Annotated in this window: 17 protein-coding genes and 1 pseudogene; 10 read left to right on the top strand and 8 right to left on the bottom strand. The window is 63.1% G+C overall.

The genetic code is table 11. The features are described 5' to 3' along the window. Nucleotides 1–12 precede the first annotated feature (12 nt). The 4 genes from galE to FJW10_RS14785 all read right to left on the bottom strand — a co-directional run bounded on the left by galE (nucleotide 13) and on the right by FJW10_RS14785 (nucleotide 3,795). A complete protein-coding gene (gene galE / locus FJW10_RS14800) occupies nucleotides 13–1,140 on the bottom strand; it encodes a UDP-glucose 4-epimerase GalE (protein ID WP_140900656.1) in 1,128 nt (375 codons plus the stop codon). Then, nucleotides 1,137–2,198 (bottom strand): UDP-glucuronic acid decarboxylase family protein, encoded by a 1,062-nt coding sequence (locus tag FJW10_RS14795; RefSeq protein WP_140900655.1) that lies wholly within the window; start codon nucleotides 2,196–2,198, stop codon nucleotides 1,137–1,139. Before FJW10_RS14795 ends, galE begins: the two co-directional genes overlap by 4 nt. Before the next feature lie 494 nt (nucleotides 2,199–2,692). Further along, nucleotides 2,693–3,046 carry a hypothetical protein gene (locus FJW10_RS14790; RefSeq protein ID WP_140900654.1) on the bottom strand — a complete coding sequence of 118 codons (354 nt, stop codon included), beginning with the start codon at nucleotides 3,044–3,046 and terminating at the stop codon, nucleotides 2,693–2,695. A 275-nt stretch (nucleotides 3,047–3,321) separates the two neighbouring features. Next, complete coding sequence (locus FJW10_RS14785) at nucleotides 3,322–3,795, bottom strand: carboxymuconolactone decarboxylase family protein (RefSeq protein WP_140900653.1); 474 nt, start codon at nucleotides 3,793–3,795, stop codon at nucleotides 3,322–3,324. An 84-nt stretch (nucleotides 3,796–3,879) separates the two neighbouring features. Here FJW10_RS14785 and FJW10_RS14780 point away from each other — a divergent pair, with 84 nt between their 5' ends. The 3 genes from FJW10_RS14780 to FJW10_RS14770 are packed head-to-tail and all read left to right on the top strand — an operon-like array spanning nucleotide 3,880 to nucleotide 6,096. Continuing rightward, complete coding sequence (locus tag FJW10_RS14780) at nucleotides 3,880–4,539, top strand: TetR/AcrR family transcriptional regulator (RefSeq protein ID WP_140900652.1); 660 nt, start codon at nucleotides 3,880–3,882, stop codon at nucleotides 4,537–4,539. Nucleotides 4,540–4,559: 20 nt separating this feature from the next. Then, entirely contained in the window at nucleotides 4,560–5,189 is a 630-nt protein-coding gene (locus FJW10_RS14775) for a hypothetical protein (RefSeq protein ID WP_140900651.1), read from the top strand. Nucleotides 5,190–5,247: 58 nt separating this feature from the next. Continuing rightward, nucleotides 5,248–6,096: a 23S rRNA (adenine(2030)-N(6))-methyltransferase RlmJ gene (locus FJW10_RS14770; protein ID WP_140900650.1), complete on the top strand. Its 849-nt coding sequence runs from the start codon at nucleotides 5,248–5,250 to the stop codon at nucleotides 6,094–6,096. A gap of 13 nt (nucleotides 6,097–6,109) precedes the next feature. On the opposite strand, the gene FJW10_RS14765 is transcribed toward FJW10_RS14770, so the two are convergent. After that, on the bottom strand, nucleotides 6,110–6,865 hold the full coding sequence (locus FJW10_RS14765) for a helix-turn-helix domain-containing protein (RefSeq protein ID WP_140900649.1): 756 nt from the start codon (nucleotides 6,863–6,865) through the stop codon (nucleotides 6,110–6,112). A gap of 181 nt (nucleotides 6,866–7,046) precedes the next feature. Between FJW10_RS14765 and FJW10_RS14760 the strand changes: the two genes are divergently transcribed. The 3 genes from FJW10_RS14760 to FJW10_RS14750 all read left to right on the top strand — a co-directional run bounded on the left by FJW10_RS14760 (nucleotide 7,047) and on the right by FJW10_RS14750 (nucleotide 8,429). Beyond that, nucleotides 7,047–7,469 carry a VOC family protein gene (locus FJW10_RS14760; RefSeq protein ID WP_140785110.1) on the top strand — a complete coding sequence of 141 codons (423 nt, stop codon included), beginning with the start codon at nucleotides 7,047–7,049 and terminating at the stop codon, nucleotides 7,467–7,469. 34 nt (nucleotides 7,470–7,503) lie between these two features. Next, the gene (locus FJW10_RS14755) at nucleotides 7,504–7,869 is read left to right on the top strand and encodes a DoxX family protein (RefSeq protein WP_140900648.1); all 366 of its coding nucleotides are present in this window, start codon (nucleotides 7,504–7,506) and stop codon (nucleotides 7,867–7,869) included. Between the two features lie 107 nt (nucleotides 7,870–7,976). Beyond that, the gene (locus FJW10_RS14750; RefSeq protein WP_140831332.1) at nucleotides 7,977–8,429 is read left to right on the top strand and encodes a hypothetical protein; all 453 of its coding nucleotides are present in this window, start codon (nucleotides 7,977–7,979) and stop codon (nucleotides 8,427–8,429) included. Nucleotides 8,430–8,618: 189 nt separating this feature from the next. Here the strand turns inward: FJW10_RS14750 and FJW10_RS14745 are convergent. Together FJW10_RS14745 and FJW10_RS14740 are read right to left on the bottom strand one after the other, a co-directional pair. Then, nucleotides 8,619–9,021: pseudogene (locus tag FJW10_RS14745) on the bottom strand (YciI family protein). Between the two features lie 145 nt (nucleotides 9,022–9,166). Next, nucleotides 9,167–9,757, bottom strand: coding sequence for a TetR/AcrR family transcriptional regulator (locus tag FJW10_RS14740; RefSeq protein ID WP_140680075.1), 591 nt, complete (start codon nucleotides 9,755–9,757; stop codon nucleotides 9,167–9,169). Between the two features lie 102 nt (nucleotides 9,758–9,859). Here FJW10_RS14740 and FJW10_RS14735 point away from each other — a divergent pair, with 102 nt between their 5' ends. The 4 genes from FJW10_RS14735 to FJW10_RS14720 all read left to right on the top strand — a co-directional run bounded on the left by FJW10_RS14735 (nucleotide 9,860) and on the right by FJW10_RS14720 (nucleotide 12,543). Further along, the gene (locus FJW10_RS14735) at nucleotides 9,860–10,375 is read left to right on the top strand and encodes a DinB family protein (protein WP_140900647.1); all 516 of its coding nucleotides are present in this window, start codon (nucleotides 9,860–9,862) and stop codon (nucleotides 10,373–10,375) included. A 428-nt stretch (nucleotides 10,376–10,803) separates the two neighbouring features. Further along, nucleotides 10,804–11,178, top strand: coding sequence for a hypothetical protein (locus FJW10_RS30445; RefSeq protein ID WP_181177539.1), 375 nt, complete (start codon nucleotides 10,804–10,806; stop codon nucleotides 11,176–11,178). A gap of 271 nt (nucleotides 11,179–11,449) precedes the next feature. Further along, entirely contained in the window at nucleotides 11,450–12,046 is a 597-nt protein-coding gene (locus tag FJW10_RS14725; protein WP_140900646.1) for a glutathione S-transferase family protein, read from the top strand. A 128-nt stretch (nucleotides 12,047–12,174) separates the two neighbouring features. Continuing rightward, nucleotides 12,175–12,543: a TfoX/Sxy family protein gene (locus tag FJW10_RS14720; RefSeq protein ID WP_140831342.1), complete on the top strand. Its 369-nt coding sequence runs from the start codon at nucleotides 12,175–12,177 to the stop codon at nucleotides 12,541–12,543. A 93-nt stretch (nucleotides 12,544–12,636) separates the two neighbouring features. Here FJW10_RS14720 and FJW10_RS14715 read toward each other — a convergent pair whose 3' ends face one another. After that, nucleotides 12,637–13,284, bottom strand: a complete 648-nt coding sequence (locus FJW10_RS14715; protein WP_140644522.1) for an outer membrane protein — start codon at nucleotides 13,282–13,284, stop codon at nucleotides 12,637–12,639. Nucleotides 13,285–13,568: the final 284 nt, after the last annotated feature.

Here is a 13,568-nt window from a genome sequence, read left to right as displayed (position 1 = left end):
GCTGAGACGGCCTTAGCCGAACTCAGCGAGCCCACGCCCCGACACATTACTCACAGGGCCGACCACCGGCCTTGCGGGCCGGCGTATCTGATTGGCGTTCGCGCCGCGCGGCGCGCGCAATGCGCGTGGCACGACGGCCGAAGCGCTGGAACCATGCGAGGCCGTACCGAACCCGAAGAAGGGCGCCGCGGTCCTGACGATGGTGTCGATGTCTGACAGTTGCGCCACAAAGCCCAGTTGCTCGCGCGCCAGGCGGGGGTCGGCAAAAAGCCCCGCCGGGTCGCCGGAGCGGCGCGCCCTGTACATCACCGGGACCGGCCGGGACGTGATCCGCTCGACCGCCTCCATGATCTCTCTGATCGAGACCCCACGGCCGGTGCCGAGGTTGACCGCGAGGCTTTTGCCGCCGGCCTCGAGATGCTGTAGGGCCTTGAGATGCGCCCGGGCGAGGTCGCTGACATGGATATAGTCGCGCACGCAGGTGCCGTCCGCGGTCTCGTAGTCGGTGCCGAAGACCTCGATCGCGTCGATCATGCCGGACGCCGCCATCAATACCCTGGGGATGAGATGGGTTTCCGGCGTGTGCCATTCGCCAAGCTCGCCGTCGGGGTCGGCGCCGCAGGCATTGAAGTAGCGCAGGATTGCGTATTTCGTGCCGTAGGCCGAGGCGTGGTCCCTGATGATCTCCTCGCCCATCAGCTTGCTGCGGCCGTAAGGGCTGATCGGGTTCTGAGATGAAGTCTCGCGCACGGGCAGCGTCTCAGGCATGCCATAGGTCGCGCAGCTGGACGAGAAGATGATGTTGCCGATACCGTTCGCCCGCGCGGCCTCGAGCACGGCGATCGTGCCGGCGACATTGACCGAATAGTAGTCCGCCGGGTCGCTGACCGACTCGCCGACATAGGCAAGCGCGGCGAAATGGATGACCGCCCGCGGCCGGTGGATGGCCATGGCTCGCTCGAGCGCGTCGCGGTCACGGATATCGCCGACCACCAGCGGACCCCAGGCCACCGTCTGCTCGTTGCCGCGGCTGAGATTGTCGTAGACCACGGGCAGATAGCCGGCCGCCGCCAGTTGTTTGCAGGTGTGGCTGCCGATGAAGCCTGCGCCGCCCGTCACCAGGATGGGGCGGGCACTCATAGCGCGGCCGCCTCGCCGCGGGCCGACGGGCGGCCGCTATGCTGATCTGCGGGCCGCCGGCTACCCAGCAGGGCCTCGAAATAGCCCGCGGTGTGGGCCAAACCCTCGCCGAGCGAGACCTTTGGCTCCCAGCCAAGATGCTGCCTGGCAAAAGCGATATCAGGCTTGCGCTGCCTGGGGTCGTCGACAGGCAGCGGCCGGTGCACGATCCGCGAGCGGGAATTCGTATAATCGAGAACGAACTCGGCCAATTCCATGACGGTGAATTCGCTGGGATTGCCGAGATTGACCGGATGTGTCGGCGCCACCGGCGACCGCATCAGCCGCACGAACCCTTCGATCAGGTCGTCGACATAGCAGAAGGAGCGCGTCTGCGTGCCGCTGCCATAGACGGTGATCTCTTCGCCGCGCAGCGCCTGCACGATGAAATTGGATACCACGCGTCCATCGTCGGGCTGCATGCGCGGCCCATAGGTGTTGAAGATGCGCGCGACGCGGATATCGATGCCGTACGTCCTCGAATAATCGAAGAACAACGTTTCGGCCGAGCGCTTGCCCTCGTCGTAGCAGGCACGCGGGCCATGCGTGTTGACGTTGCCGAAGTAGCTTTCCGGCTGCGGATGCACCAGCGGGTCGCCATAGACCTCGGAGGTCGAAGCCTGGAAAATCTTGGCATTGTGGCGCCGGGCAAGCTCCAGAAGGTTGATCGCCCCGAGCACGCTCGTCTTGAACGTGTGGATCGGATCGGCCTGGTAGTGCGGCGGGGAGGCGGGGCACGCAAGGTTGTAGATTTCGTCGACTGCAAGATCCATCGGCAAGGTGTCGATGACGTCGTGCTTGATCAAGGTGAAGGAGGCGTCGCGTGCGATGCCGGCCAGATTGTATCTCTTGCCGGTGTGGAAATTGTCCAACGCGATGACTTCATAGCCGTCGGCAAGCAGCCGCTCGCATAAATGAGAACCGAGGAATCCCGCTCCGCCAGTTACAAGGGCCCGGCCACGGTCGATGCTCTTTTTGCCAGACCCGACCGGTTTCAGAACCTTGATGACCCTATTCATGGCGACCTCATACGCACACACACGCTACCGTTCCGGGACGGGGCCTTGCCCGACCAGGTTGTAAGAGCGATTCCCCCGCATGCGCGGAATCGCTGGCACTGATGTGCGTCATAATTTTCTGAGTTCGCGGAGCTTGTTGCCTACGGCTTATTTTGCCGTTTAGGCGTCCCTTCTGCCCCTAAGTTGCGATCTATGAGACGGTTGCCACCATCGCAGACTGCTCGCCCAAATTGCACACCCAACGCATACAAAGATATACCTGCGCCGGGGCTAGTCAACTAAATTAGCGTTTTGTTAACCTTGCGCCTTTGCGATTGGTTAACGATGACGGGCGCTTACCCGGCTGGTCGGCGGTGAAGCCTTGCTTGGGACACTTTGTAACCGGCGCTGCAATAACCGAATTGCAGAAGCATGTCGAAAGCAGCCTTCGGCATCATCCTTCAAACCTCGAAGCAACGCTATCATGACACCAGGTCAAGGCTGCCGCGCCGTGTCTAGATGTTCTCGGCAAGCGCCCCAGAACTTCTAGCGAAACAATGCGATTGCTGTCCGAAGCCGCTTGGGCCGCAAACGAAAGCAGCGTTCCCGAAATAAGGATTGGCGCTTGCGACAGGAGCCGGGCGAGACAGGTTCAATGTCTGGGCGGGCCGGCTCGGCTTCAAGTCGATCAAGGCGGCGTTGCCGCTTTGCGAGACGCTGAATGAGGTCGAATGGCCAAAGTTGAAGTATTGACAACCGGAAGTTGCCAACAATGCACCCAAAACAAAAAGATAGGACCAGGCGTTGATCGGCACGCGGAAATTGTTGTTGGGGCAAGATCGGCTTAAGCCGCGATAAGCCATGAGCATGAAGTAGTGTCCCCTCAAACGCGCGGCGCTTATTTTCGAATCATTGATCGGTCACCCACCCAACTCATTATGGCAAAGTTGATTAATTTAGCGATAGCTGTTTGAACGCTTCCACGGATTTTCTGTCGCCGCAAAGGGCGGGACGGCTCGAGGAGCGGGCATGCGGCCGCCCGCCGACGACGATCGAGCGGAGGGCGGCTGGTTGGCCGCGAGCAAAAAAATGGCCCGCGTGGCTGCGGGCCATTTGTCGCCTTCGGTGTCTGGTGCCTGCCGCTTTACTGGCTGCCCATCTCTTTCTTGAACTGGTCGAAATCGACCTGCATGCCGTTGAAGATGGTGCTCCAATGGCGCGTCAGCGCCGCCATGGCGACGGCCTCCTGGATCTCCTGGTCGGTGGCGCCGGCGTGCTTGGCGTTCTCGGTATCCGACCAGATGCAGTAGCTGCACGGGATCTGCGCCGCGACCGCCAGCGAGATCAGCGACTTCTCCTTTGGCGTCAGCGCCGTTTTGTCGCTGAGCTCGATGGCCTTGACCTCGGCCCAGGCGCCGGGCAGACCGGCCTTGGGAAACTGTTTCACGAAGCTCGGCACGCCGCCCATCGTCGACTGGATGTCCTTGAGGGCGGCGTCGTAGTCATCGGCCCGGGCAGGCGCGGAAGCCAGAGCAGTGGCAAACACGCTCGCGGCGGCGATAAGCGAGGCGGAACGAAGGCAGGAATGCACGGTTGAGACGATGCGAATGACTGACATGATGTTCTCCTCTGGTTTTTGTTAGCCTTACGATGTAAGGTGCGTGGAAGATGAACCTTACAGTGTAAGTTGTCAAGCGACGCCATGGATGCACCGAGTAAAAAAAAGCGACCCCGCGGAAAACTTTCCCGCGAGATGATCGAGGACGCTGCCTTCGAGGTGATCGAGCGGGAAGGGCTTTCCGGCTTTTCGATGCGCAAGCTCGCCGCCAGGCTCGGCTGCGAGGCGATGAGCATCTACCACCACTTTCCCTCGCAGGCGCATCTGTACGAGGCGCTGATCGACCGGCAGATCGGTCCGCTGCAAATGCCGGATCCGGATTTGCCATGGCGCCAAAGAATGCGCCTGGCGGTGCTGGATTATCGCCGGATTGGCCGTGAGCATCCGGCCTTCGCGACCTACTTTCTGAGCTACCGGATGAATTCGCCCATTTGCCTCGCCTATATCAACGGCATTGTCGGCCTGTTCAACGAGGGCGGATTCGATCAGGAAACCGCCGCGCGACTGTTCCGCGCCATTGGATACTATCTGGGAGGCGCGATCCTGGACGAGACCGCCGGCTACGCCAAAGGTCCTTCTGCGACCACGCCTGTAAGCAACGATCAGCTCGCGCGCGATTTTCCCAACATCGCCGCCGCTGGTCGCTACTTCGGCACCGCCGAATTCGACAAGACCTTCGATCTCGGCCTCGAAATGCTGCTGGACGAGATGGAACGCATCCGAGACGGTGCGAACGCGAAATAGTTGCAAGGGTACGGCTCTGAATGCGCTTCCTCTTTGTCCTTCTCCTCATCGTTGGTGCCGCCATCGGCATCTTCTATCCCTGGGCGATGAGCAATTTTTCCGGCCATGCGATCGGCACTTACCGCGTCTATGAGGGCGGCCGCTTCCGGCCGGTCACCGTGCAACTCGCCGCAAGCGACGCGCCGGTGAGGGTGCTGGTCGACTTGACCGCGCGGGCCGAGCGCGTCGCTGGCCAGCAGCGCACGGTGCTGACGCTGACCGCGGCGAACGGCGGCCGCACGGCGCTGGCGTCGGCGCTCTCCTTCAACCACACCGACAATCCCCGCCAGGCGAGCCCGCAACTGCCCGACAAGATCTTTCGCGACGAGGGCGGCGTCATCGATAGGGTCACGCCCGGTCCTTATGTGTTCACCGTGGGCCCCGGCGATGCCGACGGCATCGATATGCGCGCGGTCGATCTCATCCTGCGCGCCGGCACCGGCTCGATCGACGAACGCGCGCAGCCGGCCGGCTATACGCTGATGGGCGTCGGCCTTGCCGGACTGGCGCTGTCGCTTGTCTTCGGGCGCCGCGGCGGAGGCGATCCCCAGAATCCCAATTCGCAGCCGCCACCGCCACGCTGGGGCCGCAACGGTTCGCCACGAGCATGATACCGAAAAGTGTTAAGCGGTTTTCGGTCGACATCATGCTCTCTAGTGGTAGGCGCGCATGAATTATCGCCACGCCTACCACGCCGGCAATTTCGCCGATGTCGTCAAGCATGCCGTGCTCGCGTGCCTCGTCGAATACCTCAAGCAGAAGGATAAGGCGTTTCGCGTCATCGACACCCATGCCGGCATCGGCCGCTACAACCTTGCCTCGGTGGAGGCCGGCAAAACAGGCGAATGGCAGGGCGGCATCGGCCGGGTGGCCGAGGCGACGCTCGAGCCGCGGGCGGCGGCGCTGCTTCAGCCCTATCTGGAGGCGGTGCGCGCGCAAAATCCCGACGGCGGCCTCAAGCATTATCCCGGCTCGCCGTTGATCGTGCGCCATCTCCTGCGCAACCAGGATCGGCTGACGGCGATCGAACTGCACCCCAAGGATGCCGCGCGGCTGAAATCCGTCCTCGCCGGCGATTTCCAGGCGAGGGTGATCGAACTCGACGGCTGGCTGGCGCTGGGCGCGCAACTGCCGCCAAAGGAGAAGCGCGGCCTCGTCCTCATCGATCCGCCCTTCGAGGAGGAGGGCGAGTTCTCCAGGCTCGTCGATGGCCTGTTGAAGGCGCATCGGCGCTGGCCGGGCGGCATCTATGCGCTCTGGTACCCGATCAAGGATCGCAAGGCGGTGACCGCTTTCCGCGCGGCGCTGAGGGAGACCGGCATTCCAAAACTGCTCGACATTGCCTTTGAGATCCGGCCTGCCTCGGACGAGCCCAGCCTCGACGGCAGCGGGATGGTGGTGGTCAATCCGCCCTACACGCTGGAAGGCGAATTGAAAATCCTGTTGCCCGCTCTCCACAAGGCGCTTGCTCTCCGGCAGCCGTCGCGATGGACGCTTGATTGGCTGGCGGGCGAGTAGGGCGACCGCGCGCCTAAGCCAGCGCCGTAGGCGTCACACCGGTCAGCCGCCGGCTTTCGCGGATCAGATGCGCCTGGTCGGCATAGCCGGCCTCGATGGCGAGCAACGCGGTCGAGGCTTCGCCCTGCTGCCGTTGCAGGCGCCGGAACCGGTGGAAGCGCAGGATGCGATCGAGCGTCTTCGGGCCATAGCCGAAGGCGTCCTCGAAGCGGCGTCGCAGCGTCCGTTCGCTCATATGCAAATGGCGCTGCAGGAAGGGAACCAGCGGCGTCTCCGGCGACAGGCCCTCGTCGAGGACACCAAAGGCCCGGCCCATCCGCGGGTCCAGCGCATCGCGGCCCTCGGTGCGCATGCCGACCGTCTCTTCCAACTGCCGCAGCATGGCCGGCAGATCGGTCGCAGCCTTGATGCGATCCGACAGTTCGCGGGCACGCGTGCCCCATAACTCCTGGAGGTCCAGCCGCCCGCCGACGATTTCGCTGGCCGGCACGCCGAGCCAGCCGGCGGCCGCGCCCGGCCGGAAGCGGAAGCCGACGATCACCGCGCCGGCGGCAGGCGTCTCGATCTGTGGCACCCTGTCCGGCCCGGCAACGCGGAAGCGGCCGTCGATCCATTGCAGGTCGATCGTCGCGTCAGGCGTGATGACGAGGGGCGGAGCGGCGCGCTCGTCCATGCGGTGGACCCAGATCGCACAGAAGGCATCGGCCAGGCCTTTGCCAGCGGGCCGTTCCCGGAAGAAGCCGATTGTCTGCGCCAGGACCGGTTCCATCTCTTCTCCGATCTCAACCATCGGATGCCGGATCGGTGCGACGGCCAATTTGGCCGAAATCTTCAAGGCCGGCCTCGTCATCCATGGCAGAACAGACGCAGCCTGATGGCGCCCATCGGCGCGTTTGCCAACCAGATCCGATTTCGGATGTTGGTTTCGAATATAGAAAGGAGTGAGAGAAATGAAAGCTCGCATCACCGTATTGACGCTCGGCGTCGACGATCTGGAAGCGTCGCTCAAATTCTATCGCGACGGCCTCGGCCTGCCGACCGAAGGCATCATCGGCCGAGAATTCGAGCATGGCGCCGTCGCCTTCTTCGAACTCGCCGGCGGCTTGAAATTCGCCATCTACGAACGCGCCAACATCGCCTGGGATGCCACGGTGCCGCAGAGCGGCCGCAGCCCGACCGAATTGACCATCGGCCACAATGTCGGCAGCGAGGCCGAGGTCGACGCGGTGATGGCCGAGGCCGTCAAGGCCGGCGCGCGCGTGGTCAAGCCGGCGCAAGAAACCTTCTGGGGCGGCTATGCCGGTTATTTCCAGGATCCCGACGATCATCTGTGGGAGGTCGTCTACAACCCGGCCTTCGTCCCCGAGGACTGAGCGGAGCGAAGTAGATCATCGAGAGGACGCCGCCATGGCTGTTCAAACCGTTCAAGCGCTTGGCGCTCTCCTCATCGGTGGCGTGTTCGTCTTCGCCGGAATCGAACATTTCCTGAAATTCGGGGCGATGCGCGACTATCTTGCCGTCCAGAAATTTCCGGCGCCGGCCTTGATGCTGGCCGCCGGTTCGGCGGTCGAGATCGTTGCGGGTTTCCTGCTTGCCGTTGGCATGGCCCGGCCCGTCGCCGCCGGCGCGCTGGTCATCTTCACGCTGGCGACGAACGCGATGCTGCTGCGTTTCTGGGCCAGCGAGGAACCGAAGCGCCAGGTGCTGCGCAACGCGTTCCTGATCAACATCGCGGTCATCGGCGGGCTGCTGCTTGCCGGCACTCTTGGTTAGCTGGTGAAGTCTGGAACGAAGTTTTGCGGAAACCATTGTTTTCGCGACCGCTTGACCGCCGCCAAGCGAATCCGCACAGTGCGCGCAACCGACCTTGAGAGGCTGTCATGACTCGCTTCGCCCATTCCGCCCTTGCCGCGCTGGTTGCGCTGTCCACTCCCTTTGCCGCTCCGCTGGGTTTCACCCAGGCGGCGCAGGCCGCAGACCTTTCCATCTACAGCGGCGACGATGGCAGCGTCTGTGGCGAAAGCTGGGTGCTGAGCAAGATCACCGACCGCTTCTCCTACCAAGTGCATCACGTGCCGCATCTGCCGGATGTCGCGATCACAGATTTCCGCAACATCCGCCAGCATCGCTACGAGCCGGCAACCGACGAATGGCCGATCGGCCGCCACTATTGCCGCGCCACCGTCAACCTGTCGGACGGTCGCGACCGCTCGATCTTCTACCTGATCGAGGAAGGCCAGGGCTTTGCCTCGATCGGCGACAATGTCGAATTCTGCGTCTCGGGCTTCGACCGCTGGCTGGTTTATAACGGCCGCTGCCGCGTGCTCAGGTAAATTTTCCGGCTGATAGGCAGGCCGGAGGGGCGCTGTCCCGCCGGCCTATCCTTTTTCTCTCAACCATCACCGTCACCAGCCCGCGCCAGCAGCAGCGCGCGCTCCCGACATCGCGCAGGGTGTGGGTGAGCCTGGCGGCGAGTTTCGGCTGCTCGATCCGCCAGACCGCTTCGATCGTTGCAGTCGCGGTCAATCCTTGAGCTCGTCGAACCCGTCGACGATCTTCTGGACGTCCTCGGGAAAATCGTTCATCTCGAAAACGCGCCGGACCTCGATGACGTCGTTTTCTCCCGCGGGGCAGCGGCGTGCCCATTCGATGGCTTCCTCGGGCGAGCGCACGTCGATCATCCAATAGCCGCCGAGCACTTCCTTGACCTCGGCGAACGGGCCGTCGGTGACGGCCGGCTTGCCGCCCTTGAAGGAAACCCGCGCCCGAGGACGGCGGATGCAGCCCATCGAGCGCAAGCAGCACGCCGGCCCGCTTCAGCTCTTCATTGTATTTCATCATCGTCGCCACGGCCTCGGCTTCGGGCCTGACGTCGGGAGCCGCGGTCGCGTAGCCGCCGGGGATCATCAGCATCATGAAACGCATCTTTGTGTTCCTTCGGTTTGCAGGTTGCGATGATACGACGAACGGCGATCGTCGGAATCGACAGTCGATACGAATTTAATTGCGATGCCGATAACCGAGGAGGCTCGGGCACGCGGCCGGCGCCAGCCTGTCTGCCGTCGCTGCCTCAGGCTGCCCTGCCGCCCGATACATAAGCCTCGATCAGCTCGACCAGTTGCCTCTGCAATTCCGGCGCGTCGAGCATGTTGCGCCGTGCCGCGTTGTGGATCACGCCCTCGATCGCCGAGGAGAGCACGCGCGCCATCGTCTCGGTATCCTTGCGGCGCTTGCGGTACTGCGCGACGGCCGCCGCGTAATGTTCGAGATAGCGCGTCTGGAACGAGGCATGCGCGGCACGCGAGCCGCGGTCGCCGGGCGCCTCGTCGAGCAGCACCTGGTGCAACGTCGGATGGATCGAGTGCGCGCCGATCATGCCGCGCACCAGCTCGCGCGCGAATTGCCTGAGCGGCTTCTCGTCGGCCGCCGCTTCGCGAATCACCGACAGCACATGATCGAAGTGACGGCGCCGGATCGCTTCGACCAGAGCGAGCTTGTCGGGGAAATATTGATAGAGCGAGCCGATGCTGACGCCTGCGGCCTCCGCCACCTTGTTGGTGGAAAAGCCCGCCCAGCCGAGCTCGCTAAGAACGCGAGCACCGGCTTCGATGATTGCCTCGACGGTGGCGATCGAACGCGCCTGGCGCGGCTGCTTGCGCATGCGTGCGGCCGGCTTTGCAATGCGAGTAGACATCCTGGCCAGTCTCCCGAGAATATAAACAGGATACTCACATTCATTTCACCAACGCAAATGGGCCGGCACATGAGCGCCAAGACCTTGCTGAAGAGCCTGCTTGTCTATCAGGCCTGGGCGAATGATGAGCTCGCGGGAAAGCTTGCGGGGATAGATCCGTCCCGCGACCCCGAGGAGCGGCGCGCCGCGATCCACCTGATGAACCATATCCATGTCGTGTCGCGGATTTTTGCCGCGCATCTGGAGGGCGTCGCCCATGGCTATGCGAGCGACAATACCCCGGACACGCCCGAACCGCGCGCGTTGCGCGTCGCCTTGGCCGAGATCGACGGCTGGTATCTCGACTATCTTGAAACCGTTGCGGAGCAAGAGCTTGCCGACCCGGTCGCCTTCACCTTCACCGACGGCGACAGGGGCTGCATGACGAGGCAGGAAATGCTGACCCATATCGTCTTGCACGGCAGCTACCATCGCGGCGAGATCGGCCGCATGCTGGCCAGGATCGCGCTCTCGCCGCCCTGGGACACCTACGCCGTCCATCTGCACCGGGCCGAGCCGGCGCGCCGCCTGCGGCGTGATCGCTGACCGGCGGCGACGTTTGATTCCGGTGGTTGAATATGAGCTTTAGGCTCACTTTAAGATGCGCAAGCTTTGGTCGTCGCGCTTGATGGGTTCATCTGTAGATGTTTTCGCTGGACAAGATGAAGCCGACGTTTGGCGGTGTGTCCTCTATTGTGAGCACTATGCTCACATTGCGATATAAGGTTATGCCTCGGGCTGCTGGATGATCGGGTGATAGAAGCAGCGCGAAAACCTGTGGGCCGAGCTGTCACTTCGAAAGTGATAGATTCGCTCACAATTTTTCAATGAGATGCATCTTCGAGCGTTTCGTGTAACCAAAATTCAATAACTGAAAATCATTGTGTTGCTTCGCTGGCTAGACAGTCGCGAGTCAGATATGCATAGACACGCCGGGTCACTCACGACCATCGGCAAAACGCAAGGGGCATCGCATGGCAAAGACGACAACCAAGGCGCCGGCGGCGAAAGCGCCGGCAAAGAAGCCGGCAGCTAAGGCTGCCGCGAAACCTGCAGCAGTGAAGAAGGCAGCGGCCAAGCCCGCCGCCAAGGCTCCGGCCAAGCCCGCCGCCAAGGCCGCGGCAAAGGCTGTGGCTAAGCCCGCCGCCAAGAAGCCGGCGGCGAAGGCAGCGGCCAAGCCCGCCGCCAAGGCTGCGGCAAAGCCGGCGGCCAAGCCTGCCGCCAAGAAGCCGGCAGCGAAGGCAGCGGCCAAACCAGCCGCCAAGGCTCCGCTGAAAGCCGCCGCCGCCAAGGCACCGGCAGCAGTGAAGAAGGCAGCTCCGGCGAAGAAGCCGGCCGCCAAGAAGTAATCGCGTAGCTTCGCTCGCGAACCGCAACAGGTGAGGGCGGGTGCCACCTTGGCCCCCCTCTCGCCAATCCGGTGCCACAGCGGGCGGAGTCGGAGCGGGCGCTCCTCCTAAAGCTCTCGGAAATTTTGCCGCCAGGCAGAACTTCCGGGAGCTTTTTCTTTGGGATGCCCGCGCCGGCAGGATGCTGTTGGCCAATCCGGATTGCCCGGCTGGCCGTTGCCCTTCGGATCCCGATCGGTCAACAGTGCCGTAAACAACTGGGAACCCGATCATGCCGAAACTGCTCTACGCTTCCACGTCGCCCTATAGTTCGAAGGTCCGCATGGCGGCCGCGTATGCCGGCATCGCGATCGACCTCGTGCCGGTCAAGACGGAGGACAAGCCCGCCGAGCTGCTGTCGGCCAATCCGCTCGGCAAGATCCCGGTGCTGGTGCTGGAGGACGGCCGCTCGATCCATGACAGCCGCGCCATCATCCAGCATCTCAACCGGTTGTCGAAGAACGCACTCTTCCCGCGCAATCCGGACAAGCGGCTCGAGGCGGAAGTTCTCGAGGCGCTGGCCGACGGCATCTGCGACTGCGCCCTGTCGATGGTCTACGAGCGCCGCACGCGGCCGGAGGCGATGGTCTACCAGCCTTGGCTCGACCGCCAGTGGACCAAGATCGCCACCGCGCTCGACTTCATCAACGCCAATCCGCCGAAGCTGCCGAAGAAGATCACCGCCGGCCACATGGCGCTGCGCGCCGCCCTCGGCTATCTCGCGTTGCGCTTTTCCGGCCAATGGGAGAAAGGCCACAGCCGGCTCGTGCGCTGGGCCGCGAGGTTTGACGAGAAGTTCCCGGAGCTGAAGGCAAGCGTGCCGGGGTGAGAACTGCCAATCTCCTCCGCAAGGGGGAGATCAGCAGCTTCGCCGCTGCGCTTCTCCATTCGCCGCCCCCACTTGAACCCCATTCCCTTCCATGCTTGCCTGGCATCACCCAAGTCGGAGTGGTGAGCATGGCAAAGCCCTCAACCAGCGCCGCGCCGGACCCGATGGTCGCACGCCTGCGCGCCGCCCTCGGTCGGCGCGCCTTCACCGAGCAGAAGATGTTCGGCGGCACCTGTTTCATGATCAACGGCAACATGCTGATCGGCACCTCGAAGCGCGGGCTTCTGGTACGTGTCGGCAAGGGCGCGCATGCGGCCGCCGCGGCACTTCCTCATGCAGGCGCGATGGAGATGGGTGGACGCTCGATGGAAGGCTATATCCGTGTCGCGTCCGAAGGGACGGCAACCGACGCCGATCTTGCCGGTTGGCTCGGCCGCGCATTGGCTTTCGTCGAGACGCTGCCGGCGAAGGCGAAACTGCCGAAGCGGTCGAAATGAGGACGACTGACGAGCTCGCAGCCCTTCCGTCTTCCGCGGACACAAAAAAACCGGGCGCAAGGCCCGGCTTTTCCGTGTCGTGGCTTTTACGACTTAGAACTTCATACCGACGCCGAACGTGACGCGGTTGTCCGAAGACTTGACCTTGCCCGTGTCGCCGAAGTTCTTGCTGCCGTAGTCGGTGTAGCGATACTCGACGCGGCCGAACACGTTGTCCGTGATCTTGATGTCGGTACCGGCGCCGGCGGTCCAGCCGAGCATGGCCTTGCTGTCGTTCACGCCGGTGACGCTGTCGTCGATCTTCTGGTTCTTCGCAGCGAGACCACCCGTGCCGTAGAGCAGGATTTCCGGGGTCACGGCATAGCCGAGGCGAGCGCGCAGCGAACCTTCGATGCCGGTCTTGGCCGAAAGGCCGTTGTCCGAACCCTTGGTGCCATTGTAGCCGAGGTCGGCTTCAGCACCGTAGACGAAGTTATCCTGCTGCCAGTTGTAGCCGCCGAAAACGCCGCCGATGAAGCCCTTGGTCTTGGCGTCGACGCCCGGGGCCTTCACATGGCCGCCGAAGCCGTAGCCGAGATTGATACCGGCATAAGGGCCGGCCCAGGAAGCAACCGGAAGCTCGGCAACCGGGGCGGGAGCCGGCGGCTCCTCGGAAACGACGTCGGCCGCGAAGGCGGTACCACCAAGGGCGAACAGCCCGAGCGCAGCGGCGAGCGGCGCGAATTTGAGATTGGTCTTCATTGTTATACTCTCCTTAAGCCACAAGACACTTAGGCTTGTTTGTTCATGAAACGCCCCGGCCCGTCCGGGGGGATAAACGGGCTTGGCGCTCAACGGTTCCAAATGTCGTGCTGAAATGCGGCTGAAGCGAACCTGAACTTGGGTCATATCCCGGCGCGAATGAGGCCGAAAGTTGACGTTGCATCTTCGCAACAGCGAATGTCAGCAGGCTAAATATGTTGCGCTGCACAGCGCTTGGTTCAAGGGGTCCAGCGACATATATTGCCGGGAACGGTGCCCCAAAT

This window comes from Mesorhizobium sp. B4-1-1 (assembly GCF_006439375.1).
In the GTDB taxonomy this organism is placed as follows: Bacteria; Pseudomonadota; Alphaproteobacteria; order Rhizobiales; family Rhizobiaceae; genus Mesorhizobium.
The sequence above is the reverse complement of the archived record's forward strand: the minus strand, read 5'-3'. Positions and strand labels throughout refer to the sequence as shown.

Bases quoted from the DNA above. Each gene is read 5' to 3' on its own strand.
- galE (WP_140900656.1), bottom strand. From the start codon at position 1,140: ATGAGTGCCCGCCCCATCCTGGTGACGGGCGGCGCAGGCTTCATCGGC.
- FJW10_RS14795 (WP_140900655.1), bottom strand. From the start codon at position 2,198: ATGAATAGGGTCATCAAGGTTCTGAAACCGGTCGGGTCTGGCAAAAAG.
- FJW10_RS14790 (WP_140900654.1), bottom strand. From the start codon at position 3,046: ATGCTCATGGCTTATCGCGGCTTAAGCCGATCTTGCCCCAACAACAAT.
- FJW10_RS14785 (WP_140900653.1), bottom strand. From the start codon at position 3,795: ATGTCAGTCATTCGCATCGTCTCAACCGTGCATTCCTGCCTTCGTTCC.
- FJW10_RS14780 (WP_140900652.1), top strand. From the start codon at position 3,880: ATGGATGCACCGAGTAAAAAAAAGCGACCCCGCGGAAAACTTTCCCGC.
- FJW10_RS14775 (WP_140900651.1), top strand. From the start codon at position 4,560: ATGCGCTTCCTCTTTGTCCTTCTCCTCATCGTTGGTGCCGCCATCGGC.
- FJW10_RS14770 (WP_140900650.1), top strand. From the start codon at position 5,248: ATGAATTATCGCCACGCCTACCACGCCGGCAATTTCGCCGATGTCGTC.
- FJW10_RS14765 (WP_140900649.1), bottom strand. From the start codon at position 6,865: ATGGAACCGGTCCTGGCGCAGACAATCGGCTTCTTCCGGGAACGGCCC.
- FJW10_RS14760 (WP_140785110.1), top strand. From the start codon at position 7,047: ATGAAAGCTCGCATCACCGTATTGACGCTCGGCGTCGACGATCTGGAA.
- FJW10_RS14755 (WP_140900648.1), top strand. From the start codon at position 7,504: ATGGCTGTTCAAACCGTTCAAGCGCTTGGCGCTCTCCTCATCGGTGGC.
- FJW10_RS14750 (WP_140831332.1), top strand. From the start codon at position 7,977: ATGACTCGCTTCGCCCATTCCGCCCTTGCCGCGCTGGTTGCGCTGTCC.
- FJW10_RS14740 (WP_140680075.1), bottom strand. From the start codon at position 9,757: ATGCGCAAGCAGCCGCGCCAGGCGCGTTCGATCGCCACCGTCGAGGCA.
- FJW10_RS14735 (WP_140900647.1), top strand. From the start codon at position 9,860: ATGAGCGCCAAGACCTTGCTGAAGAGCCTGCTTGTCTATCAGGCCTGG.
- FJW10_RS30445 (WP_181177539.1), top strand. From the start codon at position 10,804: ATGGCAAAGACGACAACCAAGGCGCCGGCGGCGAAAGCGCCGGCAAAG.
- FJW10_RS14725 (WP_140900646.1), top strand. From the start codon at position 11,450: ATGCCGAAACTGCTCTACGCTTCCACGTCGCCCTATAGTTCGAAGGTC.
- FJW10_RS14720 (WP_140831342.1), top strand. From the start codon at position 12,175: ATGGCAAAGCCCTCAACCAGCGCCGCGCCGGACCCGATGGTCGCACGC.
- FJW10_RS14715 (WP_140644522.1), bottom strand. From the start codon at position 13,284: ATGAAGACCAATCTCAAATTCGCGCCGCTCGCCGCTGCGCTCGGGCTG.